Annotated in this window: 2 protein-coding genes and 1 pseudogene; all 3 read left to right on the forward strand. The window is 55.8% G+C overall.

The genetic code is table 11. From position 1 onward, the window contains the following. Window positions 1-528: pseudogene (locus ABF824_RS16090) on the forward strand (MFS transporter); the annotation flags it as partial. Between the two features lie 49 nt (window positions 529-577). After that, window positions 578-1,045, forward strand: a complete 468-nt coding sequence (locus ABF824_RS16095) for a MarR family winged helix-turn-helix transcriptional regulator (protein WP_415489968.1) — start codon at window positions 578-580, stop codon at window positions 1,043-1,045. Window positions 1,046-1,232: 187 nt separating this feature from the next. After that, window positions 1,233-2,000, forward strand: a 768-nt coding sequence (locus ABF824_RS16100; protein WP_415489969.1) for an aldehyde dehydrogenase family protein, incomplete at its 3' end; no start/stop codon positions are given.

The following is a 2,000-nucleotide window of genomic DNA, read 5'->3' on the forward strand; positions in this document are numbered from 1 at the left end:
ATATCGGTGTTCGGTTTGGTTTACGGTCGGGCGCACCATGTGCCGGATAGTCTGTTGCTTGCGGGTATGACCTGCGGGCTGATCGCAGATGGGCTTGCCATGCCTTTCTTCGGGTGGCTTTCAACCCGGTTCGGGGCTGCACAGGTCTATCTGGCGGGTATCTGTGCTCTCGTCCTTTTGATAGTGCCATTTTTCTGGGTGGTGTCTACAGGACAGCCTGTCGCGGTGATTGGAGGGTTTGTTTTAATCATGATGTTGGGCCATGCCCCCATGATCGCGGTGGAGCCCATACTGCTTGAGCGCCTCTTTCCCCCATTTTGCCAGTATTCGGGAGTAGCGCTGGCGCATGAACTGGGCTCCACCCTGGCAGGAGGGATCTCTCCGTTCCTGGCGACCGTGCTGTATTACAGAACGGGCAGTGTTACGGGGATCATGGTGTATGTTTTCCTGCTTGCGCTGGGATCTGCAATGGCGCTGTATCGGAGTGGGATGCATGAGGTTGTGGAGGATCATTCTTCCCAGTTCTGAAACTATCGGCTAGTCGTAATATTCATGACCGATCTGATAGGAATATGACTTGAGACGTGGCAAGACCTGGCGGCAGGCGCATCCCGGCGACCCTGCATTCTCTCCGGAGACATCGCCGTTTTTTCATCTGTCTCGTCTGGTCGGACTCTATCATTTGCGAATGGACGCGCATCTAAAACCGATTGGAATGGATGTGCCGCGCTGGCGCGTCCTGAATATTCTGCATGAATATGAGTTTGCGACCATAAGCCGGATTGCGGATCTTGCGGTGATCCGTGTGTCTACCATGACCAAGCTGATTTATCGGATGGAAAGCGAGGATCTGGTCAGGACATGCGTCTCCCAGACGGATGGCCGGGTGACGGAAGTCCGCCTGACCGAGAAGGGTAGGGCTGCGCTCTCTCAGGTTCGTGCCAAGGCCGGACATATTTTCGAACGTGCTTTCGGCGACGCGTCGGATGAGGAGATACAGGCCTTCATGGCGATGACCCGCCAGATCTACGACAATATCTACTGAAATCTGTCGCAACGTCTGCTCACTGCACAAAAGGTCGTAACCCCAGGTCACGGGGTGTTTCCGTGCGCATAAGGCACGTGAAACAAAAACTCGATAAATAAGTGGAATTATCCACCATTCCGGAATAGCATCGAGATGTATCGCTTTGGTCCTTCTGCCATAGCGCGTGCAAAACGAGAGAATTCCTATGACCGTGACATCCGTTCTTCCTGACGTTCAGATGTTTCTGGACCGTAAGCACGGCCTTTACCTTGATGGTCAATGGGTCGATTCCAGCGTTCAGACGCGTCTGCCCGTTTTCAATCCTGCGACAGGGAAAGTCCTGTCATCTGTGGCGGATGCCGGATTTGACGATGTCCAGCACGCGGTTGCTTCGGCAAAGCGCAGCTTTGACAAAGGCGTCTGGCGCGATATGCGCCCTTCCGAACGTGAACGGATCCTGCTGCGTCTTGCTGATCTGGTAGAGCGTGATGCAGAGATTCTTGCCCAGCTTGAAACCCTAGAACAGGGGCAGTCCATTACGCTGTCCCGGATTCTTGAAGCCGGAGGCGCGCAGAGCTGGATCCGGTATGTGGCAGGTCTGGCAACCAAGATCACCGGTCAGAGCCTGGATGTTTCCATCGCGATGCCACCTGGTGCGCGCTATACTGCTTACACGCGCAAGGAGCCGATTGGCGTGGTGGCGGGTATCGTGCCCTGGAATTTTCCGCTCCTGATCGGGGTATGGAAAGTTCTTCCGGCTCTGGCTGCCGGGTGTTCGGTGGTCGTCAAACCGTCTGAAATCACGCCACTGACCATGTTGTGGTTTGCGCAGCTGGCCACTGAAGCCGGCGTGCCTGACGGCGTTTTCAATGTTCTGACGGGGATGGGGGCCGTGGCTGGTGCAGCTCTGGTCAGCCCCCCGGGTGGTGGGAACGGGACATTTACGGGCTCGCCCCCTGGAGGCAAGCAGATT

The sequence above is a fragment of the Acetobacter sp. genome (genome assembly GCF_047721705.1).
Taxonomy (GTDB): Bacteria; Pseudomonadota; Alphaproteobacteria; order Acetobacterales; family Acetobacteraceae; genus Acetobacter.